Source organism: Pseudarthrobacter sp. PS3-L1 (assembly GCF_030063285.1).
Taxonomy (GTDB): domain Bacteria; phylum Actinomycetota; class Actinomycetes; order Actinomycetales; family Micrococcaceae; genus Arthrobacter.
Genome location: NZ_JASISU010000002.1, coordinates 634,348 through 648,687 on the forward strand (window position 1 = coordinate 634,348; position 14,340 = coordinate 648,687).

A 14,340-nucleotide genomic window follows, 5' to 3' on the forward strand; every position below is an offset into this window, starting at 1 on the left:
CCCTGTCAAGTCCGTGGAAAGCAATAGATGATCGCACGGAAAGCAGAGTCACACTCAACAACTGCCAAACGAGGCGAAATGTTCCCGTTTCCGGTCACATTCCGATTCATCTGATTCACGGACCCAACCGGGTCTCAGCGTCTATTGTCTCACGACTTTGTCAATTAGCGGCCTAGGCTCAGTAATTTTCCAGCCCGGGACACCACGCTATGCCGGGTCCGGCCGAAATTTCTGCCACGCAGATTCTGGCTTTCCTGCCCAGCCGCACAGAGTCCCCCGCCCCACCAGATCCTGCAAAAGCTCTGCGAGTCGATAGCCTGGTTCGGTCACCAACGCCCGGTTGAGATAGACACTTGCATAGGAACCCCGGCCCCGGCACCACTCAATCCAACCCTTTCCCGTCAGGGCTGCGGCTTTAGCCTCGGGAGTGCCGCGCAGGATGCACTGTTCCAGGGCAGCCTCAAGGCCTTCCACATGGTCCCACAGAGGCACCGAGGGAGCCATGCCCAGGAGGACTTCCCCATAGCCTGGAGCGCTATTTCGCATCCGCAGCGGGGTACAGTGCCCGCACTCGGCAATCAACGCGTTGGAAAATCCGGCAGAAACCTTTCCGCCGCCATTCCCGGTCCTTGGACTTTTGCCGGCTTGTTCCTGCACCGTCGGCTCCTCAGTCGCCTTTTCTGACCACGGCCACAGCGTCTGTCCTACGTCAGTTTCATCATCAAAAAGTCCAAAATCCTGAACCCCCACCAAGGCGACCCCTGCACCGGCCGCAGCCATCACAAGGATTGCATCCCGCCAGGCGGGGATCCGGAGGGTGGCGCATAGGTACGCCCCAATGTTCGCCTCCTTGTGGAGCGCTCCAGCACGGGAATGGCGGAGGACCGCACCATCGCCCATAGCCCTATGCCAGCATTCGAGCACGGCCAGGAACTGTGGCCTGCTGTGCTCACGCAGCCGAAGATCACCCAACCACCGCTCCTCGGCCAGAATTTCCGCTGGGAGCGCCGTCGCAGCAGGTGACACGAGTGCGTCCGGACCACTGTCCACACGACTTCCGCGCAGGATCAGTTCTGCACTGAGGAAGCTGTCCGAAATCTCAGAAAGAGGTCTCCCCCACGAAGGACAACACACCCGATCGAAACAAAAGGCGTCCCGCCACCTCTCCTCTCCAACAAACCAGGCATCGCGGACCGGCAGGCCGGCGGCACCCAGCGTTGCACTGAGGGAACCTAGGAGACCGGTTAGACGCTCACTCAGGGAAGACCAGGCATCAGAACTGTAGATTGCCAGGAGTGAAGCGTCCGCCGCCGTGTCCTGTAGGAGGTAATCGCGCACAGTTTCCGAGAATCGAGACAGGGTGGCGTCCGGACCCTCCGTGCATTCATCCCCGCGCGGCAGGTCAACGCGAAGTGTTGCACCCAGTCTCTTGCCCTGGACCGTGATCGCTACCAGGCTTTGCCGCGGCCAGTACCCGAGGGAATGCGGAATGAAACCAAGAATGTCCTGCGGCCCGCCTGCGCGGAGCGTCTCCGATATAGTCATGGCACCACAGTCCTGCGTCCCGCGCGGTGCTTCCAGGGGGCAATCACACTATGTGGATAACGATCCCGCTCGGAGTTCGCGACATGCCCGACACGCAGCCTGGCTCCGCGAGACAGGCTCGGGCACGATAGCTACGAAAGCGAAGAAGAGCTGCCCGCGAGCGATTGAAAGAGAATGGCAACCGCCGGGCAGGGACGCTCGGCTTTATGGTCCCCGAAGAGCTACTGATTCTCCCTGCGTAGATCGCGGCGCTGTCGACGTTGCTCGGCCATGGTTCGCAACAGAGGCTGCACAACCACACCCTGGGCTGCCATCTGGTGCCGGACTTTCTTCTTGGCTGCCAGGATGGCCGTTGATCCAACAGCAAGCAGGAGGAAATGCACGCTGAGGGCAATGCGAAATGCATCAAGGCCGTAGAGTTCCCCCTGCGAATAGCCTGTGGCGTAGAGAATGTCCAGAATGGTACCAACAAGAAAAATCGCAATAAGCGCTGCGAAGAAGCCACCTACGTTGACAATTCCGGTGGCCGTCCCCATCCGGTGCGCAGGGTTGAAAGTTCTGGCGAAGTCGAATCCAATCATTGATCCTGGACCGCCGACAGCGAGCACCACCACAAGGACGGCCAGGAGCCACAGTGGCGACCGCCCGGGATACAGCAGCACCGCAGCCCAGGCAAGCGCAGTCATCCCCGCAATGAGCAGCACCATGGTGGAACGCCGAAGGGGGTGACGCGAGACAAAGCGGCCAAAAAAAGGCCCGACTGCCATGGCAGTTGCGACGTAGAGGGACATGAGCCCCGCGACGGTTGCCGAATCGAGCCCCTGCCCAGAGATCAGGAACGGATATCCCCAGGTCATGGCGAAAACCGTGCCTGCAAACTGGATGGTGAAGTGGCTCCACATGCCAAGGCGCGTACCTGGCTGCTGCCAGGCGTGGCGGAGGGAACGACCGATGTCCCTGATGCCCTGGTTGGAGGCCCTGGCTTGCACCCCCGGTGGCGCATCCTGAAGCAGAATCAAAACCAGGACCGCGGCAAGACCACCCATGCCAGCGAGCATCAGAAAGGCGGGCGTCCACCCTGCCGCACCGAGGACCAAAGCAAATGGCACAACGCTGAAAAGCTGGCCAAGTTGGCCGGACATGCCTGTCAGTTGAGTGACCAGCGGCACCTTTGCTGGTGCGAACCACAGAGGGATCAGCCGAATGACGGAAATAAACGTCATTGCATCACCCGCACCCACGAGAACCCTGCCCAAAACCCCTGCCGGAACCGTGTCGGCAAAAGCCATCTGCAGCTGTCCCAGCCCCATGAGGACCGCACCAGCGGCGATCATTGCCCGTGATCCAAACCTGTCAACCAGGATCCCCACGGGAATTTGCAGGCCCGCATAGACCAGCAGCTGCAGGACGGTGAAGGACGAGATTGCCGCCGCACTTGCCTGAAATCGCTCCGTGGCTTCGATTCCAGCCACACCGAAAGAGGTTCGCTGGGAGACGGCCACCAGATACGAGAAAATACCGACGGTCCAGATGAGCCATGCGCGGGGTGCAGTCACAGTCCCATTATGCCGTCCGGCCAGCGATGACTTCCCTGAGACTGAGGATCCAGCAGAGAAGGAGACTACAGGGTCAACACCTCCGCGCCTGCCAGCGGTGGACTCGTAAAGGGACTCAGGCCGTGGGATTCTCACGTGCCAGATAAGCCTCTACGGCCGCACCGAGGGCGTCTGCGTCGGGGAGCTCATCGTTCTCGTCAGCCAGCAACGACCGACGCACTGTTCCCTCAGCCTTTTCGTCGTATTTGGTTTCCAGGCGCGAGACAACCTGCTGGACGTCCTCGGAGGCGCTCACCTGGTCTGCGATCTGGCGACCCACCTCACGGCCAGCCTCCCGCAGCCTGTCACTGGGAAGCATCAGCGACGTTGCCGCGCCAAGGTACTCCAGCCCGGCGACGGCTGCGGTGGGATATTCGGCATCAGCAAGATAGTGCGGAACATGGATAACGTACCCGGCGACCCCCCGGCCCGCCTCAATCAGGCGAAGCTCCAGGATGTGGCCAATGGCCGCCGGGACCTCAACAGTGGGTTTCCAGACAGAGATACCTTCGATGAGTTCGGGCCGATTGCCATGCACTGTCACCCCGACGGGCCTGGTGTGCGGCACAGGCATGGGGATGGAGTGGATCCATGTCACCAAGTTGACGTCGAGCTTCTCCACAATTCCTACCACCGCACGTGCGAATCGCTCCCACTGCAGGTCGGGTTCGAATCCCGCAAGCAGGAGATAGGGCTTCCCCAACCCATCCATGAGGCGGTAAAGAGCCAACCGGGGCGCCTGGTAGTCCTGGATATGATCTTCCACGAAGGACAGGTGGGGGCGTCGGGAACGGTAGTCGATGAGCTGGTCGGCGTCGAAAACTGCCACTGGTTCGGCATCCGGTGAGTCCAGCAACTCAGCGTTGATCTGCCGCACCACCTGACCAGCGTCTGCAAAGCCGGTAAAACCCATCACCATGTTCAGTCCACGGAGTTCTGGGCTATGAAACAGGCCGATGTTACTGGCATAGAGGGCATCCGGGTCGAGCAGCGACCCTGAAATCCGTTCAAGCACGGCGTCGTCCTTTCGTGGTGACGGGTGATTTACTCCTTTCAACGCGCCAGCACCCAGGTCCATTCCTTGGCGCTTGCACTGCCTGCAACTGTGGCGCACATCTCAGGGAATTGCCCACTCAGTGTGCCAAGAGACTACGATCAAAAGTGCCGGCACATGAGCTGAGCGCAGGTGGAAGCCACCAGTGCCCGCTGTGCCGGAAAGATCATGGCTGGGCGCCAAACATGCTGTCCTAGCCGGAAAAATCAGAGAATTGAGGACTGTACCTCGTGGTGAAAAATGTTGAAATCGGCCTAAGCGCGATCTCGCGTGACCTGAAAAAAGCGGCTGCTGACGCCATCGTGATTGGTGTCGGCCAGGGCAGCGATGGGCCATTCCTGCTCGAAAATCCGCTGGCTGCAAAATCAGCTGAGGCGTTGACTGAGTCCCTGAAGGCCCTTGGGGCAACTGGCGCAGCCGACCAGCTTCTTCGACTGCCAGGACTCCCGGAGACGGGAACCAGCATCATCGCCCTGGTTGGGGCCGGAAAGGTCGACGCCGGGGGCACGCTCACGGGCGAGGTCCTGCGCCGAGCCGCAGGTTCTGCAGTCCGCCAGCTCGCGGGGACGGGTACCGTCATCCTGGCACTGCCTACCGCCACGCTCGGCGACGTTGCCGCAGTCGCCGAGGGGGCCGCCATGGGCGCCTACTCTTTCACCGAATACCGCAGCAGCACCGAAGGCCTCAAGGAGCCCGTCCGCAAAGCCGTGATCTTCACGGAATTGGCATCCGATGCGGCCCTGCCCACAGTCCTCAAGCGCGCAGGTGTGATCGGCAAGGCAGTGAACGCGACCCGCTCACTGGTCAACCAGCCCCCCAGCCACCTCTTCCCGGAATCATTTGCGGATGCCGCCAAGGAACTCTCCAAGGGCCTGCCCGTCAAGGTCACCGTCTGGGACGAGAAGCGACTCGAAAAGGAAGGCTTCGGCGGCATCATGGGTGTCGGCAAGGGCTCCAGCCGCCAGCCGCGCCTTGTGAAGGTGGAATACTCGCCCGCCAAGGCCACCGCCAAAGTTGCCCTCGTGGGCAAGGGAATCACGTTCGACACGGGTGGAATCTCCCTCAAGCCGGCTGCCAACATGGGTGACATGAAATCGGATATGGCGGGCGCCGCCGTCGTACTGAACACGGTCCTGGCGGCAGCGGGACTTGGCCTGCCCGTCAAGGCAACGGCATGGCTCTGCATCGCTGAAAACATGCCGGGCGGGGCAGCATCCCGCCCTGCAGACGTCCTCACCATGTTTGGCGGCAAGACGGTCGAGGTCCTCAACACCGACGCCGAAGGCCGTCTGGTCATGGCTGACGGGATCGTAGCCGCCAGCGAAGAGTTCCCCGACGCTATTATCGACGTCGCGACACTTACCGGCGCCCAGCTGATCGCGCTCGGCAACCGAACCGCCGGCATCATGGGTGCTGATTCCGTGACCGGCCCCCTCAAGGTCGCTGCTGATCGAGCCGGAGAACTCGTCTGGCCCATGCCGCTCCCCGAGGAGCTGCGTCCCAGCCTTGACTCCCAGGTTGCAGACCTTGCAAACATTGGCGAGCGTCACGGTGGAATGATGACCGCTGCCGTCTTCCTGCAGGAGTTTGTCGGCAAGGACAAGGCCGGCGACACCATTCCATGGGCACACGTCGATATTGCAGGTCCGTCGTTCAACAACGCGAGCCCCTACGGCTACACACCAAAGCAGGGCACCGGTTGCACCGTTCGGACGCTGGTGTCCTATCTGGAGGACCGCGCGGACTCGTAGCGAATCCACCACCACACCTATTCCCTGCGGGTGCGCACTCACCGCTCCAGCGCAAAGGCAGCACCCGCAGGGAATCCCGCCACTCCGAAGCCCGCTCAGCGGCCGTTCCGGGTAACACCGGGCCCCGTGACTCTCACCACAGGACTTCCAGAATCATGGCAGCAGGGTGGAGCATGGATAGGTGGTTCGCTAAGGTGAAGTTTGGTAGTCACAAATGCAAGGGAATCCACCTGCTGGCATAATCTCGGCAGGACAGGGTTCAAGACCAGATGATGCGTATACCCGCCTCATCATTCACGCGAGGGAGCGTCTAAGTGGCCGATCAGGCAACTGCGCAAGAATTCGACCTGCTGGTACTCGGCGGAGGAAGTGGCGGATACGCTGCTGCCCTGCGGGCCCGTCAACTGGGCCTAACAGTCGGCCTCATTGAAAAGGGAAAACTGGGTGGCACCTGCCTCCACAACGGCTGCATTCCCACCAAGGCACTGCTGCACTCGGCGGAACTTGCGGACCACGCCCGCGACTCTGCCAAGTACGGTGTGAACGTCAGCCTTGATGGCATCGACATGAGCGCTGTCAACTCGTACAAAGACGGCATCATCGCTGGCAAGTACAAGGGGCTGCAGGGACTCATCAAGGCCAAGGGCATCACGGTCATCGAGGGAGAAGGAAAACTCCAGGGAGCCGACACTGTTGTGGTCAACGGCACCGCGTACAAGGGAAAGAACGTCGTGCTGGCCACGGGTTCCTACTCTCGCTCCCTTCCGGGACTGGAAATTGGCGGCAAGGTCATCACCTCTGACGAGGCCCTCAAGATGGACTACATCCCCAAGAGCGCGATCATCCTGGGCGGCGGTGTGATCGGCGTCGAGTTTGCCTCTGTCTGGAAATCCTTCGGTGTGGACGTCACAATCATCGAGGGCCTGCCCTCGCTGGTACCCAATGAGGACGCCACGATCGTCAAGAACTTCGAGCGGGCCTTCAAGAAGCGCGGTATCAACTTCTCCACCGGAATTTTCTTCCAGGGCGTCGAACAGAACGACGACGGCGTCAAAGTCACCCTGGTGGATGGCAAAACCTTCGAGGCTGACCTGATGCTCGTGGCCGTAGGCCGTGGGCCCGTCACAGCGAACCTCGGCTATGAAGAGGCAGGCGTCACCATCGACCGCGGCTTCGTCATCACCAACGAGCGCCTGCACACGGGAGTGGGCAACGTCTACGCCGTCGGCGACATCGTTCCGGGTGTCCAGCTCGCGCACCGTGGCTACCAGCAGGGCATCTTCGTGGCGGAGGAAATCGCAGGCCTGAAGCCGGTTGTCATTGCGGACATCAATATCCCCAAGGTCACCTACTCCGAGCCTGAGATCGCCACTGTCGGATATACCGAAAAGGCAGCCAAGGAAAAGTTCGGCGAAGACCAGATCCAGACCCAGGAATACAACCTTGCCGGCAATGGCAAGAGCTCCATCCTCGGCACTGCTGGCTTGGTCAAGCTGGTCCGCCAGAAGGACGGTCCCGTGGTGGGGGTCCACATGATCGGTTCGCGTATGGGCGAACAGGTCGGCGAAGCACAGCTGATCGTGAACTGGGAAGCCTACCCAGAAGACGTAGCCCAGCTCCTGCACGCCCACCCCACCCAGAACGAGGCTCTCGGCGAAGCCCACCTCGCACTGGCTGGCAAAGCCCTGCACGGCTGATTTTCCGCAGCACCCTGAGCCTGGTGCACCCTGCATGATCCGCAGGGTGCACTAAGCTCAAACCCAGTCAGCAATCATCCGCACTAAAGATCAATAAGGAGAACGGGGACGACATGTCTGAATCCGTTAACTTGCCCGCCCTCGGTGAGAGCGTCACCGAAGGAACCGTCACCCGCTGGCTCAAGCAGGTAGGTGACCGGGTAGAGGTGGACGAGCCGCTGCTCGAGGTTTCCACCGACAAAGTAGACACCGAAATCCCCTCTCCGATCGCTGGCGTGATCGAGGAAATCCTGGTGGCCGAGGACGAGACTGCAGAAGTTGGTGCACCACTGGTCCGCATCGGCGACGGAAGCGGCGCCTCGGGTGATGCCCCGGCTGAGGAAGCGCCTGCAGCAGAAGCACCCTCCACCGAGGCCGAGCCGTCAGCGGCACAAGAGGCACCCGCGCAGGAAGAAGCCCCGGCAACCGAGGCATCGCCGGAACCTTCGGGCGACAGCCACGAGGTAACACTCCCGGCCCTGGGTGAGAGCGTCACCGAGGGAACAGTCACCCGCTGGCTGAAATCCGTTGGTGACAGTGTTGAGGTCGATGAGCCGCTGCTGGAGGTCTCTACCGACAAGGTTGATACAGAGATCCCCTCCCCGGTGGCCGGCACGCTCCAGGAAATCCGCGTGAACGAGGACGAAACGGCAGAGGTCGGCTCCGTCCTGGCAGTCATCGGTTCCGGTGCAGCACCCAAGGCTGAGGCGCCGAAGGCTGAAGCTCCCGTAGCCGCTGAGCCCAAGGAAGCACCCAAAGCCGAGGCACCTGCACAGAAGACTCCTACGCCGGCAGCTCCCAAGGAAGCACCGAAGTCGGCGCCCACGGAGGCTCCGAAAAAAGAGGCACCCAAAGCCGAAGCTCCGAAAGCCGAGACGGCCTCGACCGGGAGTGAATCAGGCTACGTCACTCCCCTCGTCCGCAAACTCGCCAACCAGCACGGCATTGATATTTCCTCGCTCAAGGGCACTGGTGTTGGCGGCCGCATCCGCAAGCAGGACGTTGAGGCAGCCGCTGAGGCCAAGTCCGCACCTGCAGCGACAAAGCCAAACCCAGCAGCCTCACCGGCCGCGTCTGCCGCGCCAAGCGCAGCAGCATCGTCATTGCGTGGCACCTCCCAGAAGGCTCCGCGGATCCGTCAGGTGATCGCCCGTAGAATGCGCGAGTCCCTGGAAGTCTCCACCCAGCTGACGCAGGTGCACGAGGTCGATATGACCAAGGTTGCCAAGCTCCGGTTGCGTGCCAAGAACTCCTTCCAGGCCCAAAACGGGGTCAAGCTCACGTTCCTGCCGTTTATTGCCAAGGCTGTTGCTGAAGCCCTCAAGCAGCACCCGAAGCTGAACGCTGAATACGACGAGGCCAAGCAGGAGATCACGTACCACAATGCCGAGCACCTTGCCATTGCGGTGGACACGGACAAGGGTCTGCTTGTTCCGGTCATCTCCGACGCCGGTAACCTGAACCTTGCTGGCCTTGCTGGCAAGATCGCCGACATTGCCGGCCGCACCCGCGACGGCAAGATCGGCCCCGACGAACTGTCTGGCGGTACCTTCTCGATCACCAACATTGGCTCAGTAGGCGCGCTGTTTGACACCCCGATCATCAACCAGCCCCAGGTTGGAATCCTGGGGACGGGTGCGATCGTCAAGCGCGCAGTTGTTGTCGCTGACGAGAACGGCGACGATTCACTGGCAATTCGCTCCATGATGTACCTCTCACTGACGTACGATCACCGTCTCGTGGACGGCGCTGACGCGGGTCGGTTCCTGCAAACGCTGAAGGCCCGGCTTGAAGAAGGCGCCTTCGAAGCGGACCTGGGACTCTAAGGAAGCAACCTGAAAAACGCCCCCTGCCACAGTGGAAACACTGTGGCAGGGGGCGTTGGCGTTGGATCAGCCTGTTCGCCTGCGCATCAGGTGCTCGAATTCCACCGTCCCACAGCACCACTGGCTAAGCTGGTGCCATGCAAATCGTTTATAGCCTCCTCGTCTTCCTTCATATCGTCGGCGCAACAATGATCGTCGGTATCTGGATCGGCAACATGAAGTCCCCGACAGTCCACCCACGCCAGTTCGATGGAGCAGTCCTCCAGCTCTTAACCGGTATCGCAATGATGGGACTCATCCCAGTACTGGACATTGATGCCAACTACTTCAAACTCGGCATCAAATTTGCTATTGCACTGGCGGTTGGAGTGCTGGCATTCATCGGCCGGAGGCAGTACAAGCGTGGTGATGGCGTGGACAAGGCCCTTGCGCACTCCGTGGGCGGACTGGCCCTGTTGAACGTGGCTATCGCGACCATCTGGAACTGACCGGCATCATCGACAGCAGTTCCTTGGCGGTGCGGTCCACCTGTCCAAGGCCTACTGAAAATCATCTGAGAGCGGACAGACGGTGCGTCAGCTCGTAAGTATCCTTAGGATCATTGCTGGAGGGTCTGGCAGATGCCGGACCCGAGTTGAACATCTCAGAGGAGTGGACATGGCAGTAACACGCAGCGCACACACTGTATGGAACGGAAACCTCATGGAAGGGTCCGGAAACACGACCCTTGACACCTCCGGCCTCGGGACCTTTGATGTCACATGGAAGGCCCGCTCGGAGGCTGCCGAAGGAAAGACCAGCCCTGAGGAGCTCATTGCCGCAGCCCATTCAGCCTGCTTCTCGATGGCGTTCAGCAACGCGCTGGCCGAGGCTGGCCACACCGCCGAGGAAATCAACACAAAGTCTGACGTTGGCTTCAAGCCCGGAGTTGGCATTACCGGCAGCCACCTGACTCTGGAAGCGCGCGTTCCGGGCATTTCCGAGGAAGATTTCCAGCGCATCGCCGGAGAGGCCAAGACAGGCTGCCCCGTTTCCGCCGCGCTGACAGGCATTGACATCACCCTGGATGCAACACTGAAGTCCTAATCATTCCGGGCATACGAAGAGGCCCCGCTACCGGTTTCCCGGTGGCGGGGCCTCTTCGCTGTCTGACCACACCGTGGCCCACGTTTTTCTTTCCTAGGGTCGCCTACTTCTTCCGGGGCGGAAGCGGAGCCGGCTTCAGCGTCCGGTAGCCTTCCCGTGCAGGAGGCAAGTCGGTAGGCAGCTCCTGGATCATTTCCTTCAGCGCACCGATACCGTATTCAAGTTGGGGGTCTCCTCCAGCAGCGTACGCGTGCGGAGGGAAGAGCACCTCAATGTCAGGATCCACGCCGTAGTTTTCCACGCTCCAGCCAACACCCCCGGTAAACCAGGTTGCATACCGCGGCTGGGTGACACCTGTCCCATCCGCAAGTGCGTACCGGTTGTCGATCCCCACGACGCCGCCCCACGTCCGGGTGCCAATGACAGGCCCTATCCCCCGCAATTTGGAGACTTGCGTGATGATGTCCCCATCCGATCCAGCAAATTCGTCGGTGATGATAATGACGGGCCCGCGTGGCGCGTGATGTGGATACGTTTCAGGCCGTTCCCCACGTGGCATGGACCAGCCTGTAACCTTCCGACCGATCAGCTCGGCCACCAGCTGCGACGTGTGCCCGCCGCGGTTGCGTCGGACGTCGACAATCAGGCCATCCAGCGCCGCTTCAGAATCCAGGTCGCGGTGCAACTGGGCCCAGCCATGGGCCATCATGTCCGGGACATGCAGGTAACCATAGCGCCCATCCGACGCCTCCCGGACAGTCCGCCTGTTGCCCGCCACCCATTCCTGGTACCGCAGACGTTCTTCGTCCTTCATGGGAACAACTGCAACGCGCCGTTCAACCCCGGCAGCCGCGCCATGGGAATCACCGTTCCGGACGGTCAACTCAACAGCCCTCCCGGCGGCCCCCACCAAAAGCATCGCCGGCGTAGTTCGCTCTGCCAACGTGACGCCGTCGACCGCCAAGAGGACATCCCCCTTGCGTACATTCACACCGGGCCGCGTCAGCGGCGAGGTAGCGAGCGGATCAGACGACTCGCCAGCGAGTACCCGGGTGACTTCCCACCCAGATTCCGTCTGTTCCAAATCTGCGCCCAGGCGACCCTGTGCCCGGCTGTCCTTCTCTGCCACAGCGAAGGGCCTGACATAGGCGTGGGACGTTCCGAGTTCTCCGTTGACTTCCCAGAGCACGTCCACAAGGTCATCATGGGAACCCAGCCGGTCCACTAGTGGCAGGTAACGGGCGCGCACTTCCTCCCAGTCCTGTCCTGCCATGTCAGCTGCCCAGAAGAAATCACGTTGCAGGCGCCAGGCTTCGTTGAATGCCTGGTGCCACGACTGCACCGGATCAAGCAACACACGGATACGGGTCAAGTCCACGGTCAGCAAGGTGCCCTTCTCCTCGTCCGCCTTGGCGTCTGCGGGGACCACAGTCACTTTCTTCTCGTGGACCACCACCAGTTTTTTACCATCCGCCGAAACCCGATACGTGGACGCGGCCTCTACAAGTTTGGTTGCCTTTCGCCGGTCCAGGTCGAAGCGGGTGAGCGACGCTGGAGTGTCTTTGTCGTCCTGTGCAGCCCGGCCGTCACCCAAAACCCCGCTCAGGGGCGTGTCCAGCCACAGGAGTGCTCCTTCCACGGCACTGAGCTTCGAGTAGTTTCCCTGTGTCACAGGCACCGTGATGATCCGAAGCGCCAGGCCTTCCCGGTCCACAGACACCGGCTGCTGAAATTTCGTCTCTCCATCGGCTCGACCTACGGGACTGTCGTTGCGCTCCGAAACTGAGTCGCCATCCGGGACGAAGGCGGTAGGGCCGAAGGGCGACGGGGTGTCGGCCGCCAGAGCCACAAGGTAGGGCTTGATGGGCGTAGGAAACGACAGGTCAAAGGCGTGCCCGTCGTACACCGGATCGAAGCTTCGGTTGGAGAGGAAGGCAAGAAAACGTCCGTCGGGGGTGAACGCCGGTGAGTCATCGTTGAAGCGGCCGTCTGTAACGTCAATAATGGCTGCTTGCTGGTCTGCGACCCGCGCCATACGAAGCCTGCTCCGCGAACCGAATGCTGTCACGGGCTCACTCCAGGCGAGCCAGGCGGAATCAGCGGACCAGCAAAGATCCGTAATGGTGCCGTCTCCGATGCTGCTGACAAGGCGCAGGGACCTCGTGAGCGTATCGAGCACATAGACCTCACCGAATGCCGTTGCGAGCGCCACCGAAGCACCATCAGGGCTTGCTTCCAGGGCACTGGCCCGTCCACCCGAAGGAATGGGAAAAGACTCATTCCCGGAGGGGCTCAAAACCTGTTCAGCTGTATCGGGGGCTGCTGCGGTATCCGCCGCAGTGATGTTACGTTCAGCCGCTTTGCCTTCCAGAGCCTTGCCCGCGGACGCGCCATTTGCAGAAGCCATGCTTTCCAGTGGACTGCTGGCGACTCCGCCACCGGTTTTATCAGGTCTGCCTGGAACTGTTCCAGTTGCTGCTGGAATTGGCCGCGGGAGGACGGCGTCGTCCTCGCTGGGTTCACGAAACCCCGTTGACGGTGTCGCTAAGCTCTCCCCCTGCTGTGGCGCAGCGTTGCTGGCTGCTGCCACAGCAGTCCTGTCGGGGCCCGATCCTGAAGTGGAGGCAATGTCCCGCAGGAAAAGTGCTTCTTCGCCACCGTGGTCCGCCACATAGGCAATTCGGCCGCCCGCAACGGGACGCGGTAGCCGGCCACGCACACCGGTCGTGCCCTCGACCACGCGGGAGGGGCCATCCTTGTGGCTGAGCCAGTGAATGGTCCCGTGGGCCTCGACGGCGCTGGATTTACCCGTTGCGTCGGGCACTACTTCGCCAAGATGCTTGCTGACGTTCAGCGGTACCGGCCGCCGGTTGGCGGAGGCTGAACCGAGGCGGATCTCCACTTCCCGAGGCTCCGACTCCAGATTCTCAAGAATCCACAGCTCTCCGGCAGACTCGAAAGCAACCCTCGTGCCGTCAGTGGTCGCGTGGCGGACGTAGTAGTCCTGGTGGTCAGTATGCCGGCGCACATCTTTCCCATTGGGCAGAGCCGAATAAAGGTTCCCATACCCCTCGTGGTCCGAGAGGAAAGCGATACGTCCCTTGACCCACAGCGGATCCGTAAGGTTACCGTCAAGTTCCGGCAATAGCCTGTCGAATTCACCGTTGCCGTCCGCATCGATCCACAGTTTCCCGGCAGTGCCCCCACGGTAACGCTTCCACCAGGCAGGCTCACGGGAAAGAACGCTGGAAAGTACCACTGGCCGTTCATCGCCCACCTCTGGGCCAAAGGCCACACACTCCACGGGCCCGAACGGCAATTCCTCTGACCAGCCACCCTGCAGGGGAACCCGGTACGCGTGTGTGTGCCTGGATTCGGCTTGTCGGAAGCCGCTGGTGACGACAGCGTCACCGGCGGCTGTAAAACCCTTGAGCTTCGTGCTGGCATGCCCAAAGTACGTCAGTTGACGGTAGTCACCACCGTCAACATCCGCTGTAACCACTTCAGGGGACGTTCCCTGGATCACCGTCCACACCAAGCGCTTGCCATCCGGTGAAAATCGCGGATTCTTCGCCGGCAACTGAAGTGCTGAGACACGCCAGGCACGGCCTCCGGACACCGGAGCCATCCAGACATCATCTTCTGCAACGAACGTCAGAAGGTCGCCATGCACGTGTGGATAACGGAGGTAGCTTGAAGAAGTCATCAAATGATCATAGTCACGACGCGTGGGGCTGGTGGGGAGGT

General features: G+C 61.2%; 9 protein-coding genes. 5 read left to right on the forward strand and 4 right to left on the reverse strand.

Features of this window, described 5'->3' with window-relative positions:
- Window positions 1–207: 207 nt before the first annotated feature.
- From QMG79_RS07330 to QMG79_RS07340, 3 genes are all read right to left on the reverse strand, one after another.
- Window positions 208–1,545, reverse strand: a complete 1,338-nt coding sequence (locus tag QMG79_RS07330; RefSeq protein ID WP_283537902.1) for a DUF4192 domain-containing protein — start codon at window positions 1,543–1,545, stop codon at window positions 208–210.
- 221 nt (window positions 1,546–1,766) lie between these two features.
- Entirely contained in the window at window positions 1,767–3,101 is a 1,335-nt protein-coding gene (locus QMG79_RS07335) for an MFS transporter (RefSeq protein WP_283537903.1), read from the reverse strand.
- A gap of 115 nt (window positions 3,102–3,216) precedes the next feature.
- Window positions 3,217–4,155: a proteasome assembly chaperone family protein gene (locus QMG79_RS07340; protein ID WP_283537904.1), complete on the reverse strand. Its 939-nt coding sequence runs from the start codon at window positions 4,153–4,155 to the stop codon at window positions 3,217–3,219.
- 269 nt (window positions 4,156–4,424) lie between these two features.
- Here QMG79_RS07340 and QMG79_RS07345 point away from each other — a divergent pair, with 269 nt between their 5' ends.
- The 5 genes from QMG79_RS07345 to QMG79_RS07365 all read left to right on the forward strand — a co-directional run bounded on the left by QMG79_RS07345 (window position 4,425) and on the right by QMG79_RS07365 (window position 10,593).
- On the forward strand, window positions 4,425–5,945 hold the full coding sequence (locus QMG79_RS07345) for a leucyl aminopeptidase (protein WP_283537905.1): 1,521 nt from the start codon (window positions 4,425–4,427) through the stop codon (window positions 5,943–5,945).
- 314 nt (window positions 5,946–6,259) lie between these two features.
- Entirely contained in the window at window positions 6,260–7,642 is a 1,383-nt protein-coding gene (gene lpdA, locus QMG79_RS07350; protein ID WP_283537906.1) for a dihydrolipoyl dehydrogenase, read from the forward strand.
- A 113-nt stretch (window positions 7,643–7,755) separates the two neighbouring features.
- A complete protein-coding gene (gene sucB / locus QMG79_RS07355; protein WP_283537907.1) occupies window positions 7,756–9,507 on the forward strand; it encodes a 2-oxoglutarate dehydrogenase, E2 component, dihydrolipoamide succinyltransferase in 1,752 nt (583 codons plus the stop codon).
- A gap of 137 nt (window positions 9,508–9,644) precedes the next feature.
- The gene (locus QMG79_RS07360; RefSeq protein WP_283537908.1) at window positions 9,645–9,995 is read left to right on the forward strand and encodes a hypothetical protein; all 351 of its coding nucleotides are present in this window, start codon (window positions 9,645–9,647) and stop codon (window positions 9,993–9,995) included.
- Between the two features lie 169 nt (window positions 9,996–10,164).
- Window positions 10,165–10,593 carry an OsmC family protein gene (locus tag QMG79_RS07365; RefSeq protein ID WP_283537909.1) on the forward strand — a complete coding sequence of 143 codons (429 nt, stop codon included), beginning with the start codon at window positions 10,165–10,167 and terminating at the stop codon, window positions 10,591–10,593.
- Window positions 10,594–10,696: 103 nt separating this feature from the next.
- Here QMG79_RS07365 and QMG79_RS07370 read toward each other — a convergent pair whose 3' ends face one another.
- Window positions 10,697–14,299 (reverse strand): S41 family peptidase, encoded by a 3,603-nt coding sequence (locus tag QMG79_RS07370; RefSeq protein WP_283537910.1) that lies wholly within the window; start codon window positions 14,297–14,299, stop codon window positions 10,697–10,699.
- Between the last annotated feature and the right edge of the window lie 41 nt (window positions 14,300–14,340).

Bases quoted from the DNA above. Each gene is read 5' to 3' on its own strand.
- QMG79_RS07330 (WP_283537902.1), bottom strand. From the start codon at position 1,545: ATGACTATATCGGAGACGCTCCGCGCAGGCGGGCCGCAGGACATTCTT.
- sucB (WP_283537907.1), top strand. From the start codon at position 7,756: ATGTCTGAATCCGTTAACTTGCCCGCCCTCGGTGAGAGCGTCACCGAA.
- QMG79_RS07360 (WP_283537908.1), top strand. From the start codon at position 9,645: ATGCAAATCGTTTATAGCCTCCTCGTCTTCCTTCATATCGTCGGCGCA.
- QMG79_RS07365 (WP_283537909.1), top strand. From the start codon at position 10,165: ATGGCAGTAACACGCAGCGCACACACTGTATGGAACGGAAACCTCATG.
- QMG79_RS07370 (WP_283537910.1), bottom strand. From the start codon at position 14,299: ATGACTTCTTCAAGCTACCTCCGTTATCCACACGTGCATGGCGACCTT.